Annotated in this window: 1 protein-coding gene; it reads left to right on the top strand. The window is 47.5% G+C overall.

From position 1 onward, the window contains the following. Window positions 1-166 precede the first annotated feature (166 nt). Window positions 167-591 (top strand): Yae1 family protein (locus tag AC0QH1_RS00430; protein WP_324628770.1); only part of this gene is annotated, 425 nt, incomplete at its 3' end.

The following is a 591-nucleotide window of genomic DNA, read 5'->3' as shown; positions in this document are numbered from 1 at the left end:
GTGGAGCGAGTGGCTGGATTTACCGGATTGTCTTTAGAACAAGTCCGGGAATTGCAGGCGCAGATGGACAATTAATCTTGCCGAGTTTTTCCGCCAGCCGCACTTCGACTTTATTGGAGGGTGAATTCATTAATGCACCCTCCAATGGGGTGAATGAGTTAGGAGAATGATGATGAAAGAGTCGGGGATTTATCAAGAGCTAATTGAAGAAGGCAGAGCCGAAGGATTCCAAGAAGGATTCCAAGAAGGATTTCAAGAAGGATTCCAAGAAGGACTCCAAGAAATGGCAGGCAATTTACTGGCGGCAGGAATGAGTGTGGAGTTCGTGGTGGAAATGACCGGATTATCTTTAGAAATAGTCCGGGAATTGCAGGAAAAAGAAAACTTGGGGGCGGGTTATAATAATAGCAACTCGCCAGTCAGGGTGCCCATGTACGACAATATTTGTAAATTCATTGCGGAAGAGTTCTCCCAGGATATAGCCACCTGGTTGCTTGGGGAAGCGATCGCCCTAGTGGAATTACCCGTCAAAGAACTTTCCCTCGAACCGATTCGCGCCGATGCGATCGTGTTACGTCAGTCGTCGCAAGT

It is taken from the genome of Phormidium sp. CCY1219 (assembly GCF_055795085.1).
Note: the sequence above shows the minus strand (reverse complement) of the source record. Positions and strands in the feature narration are given on the sequence as shown.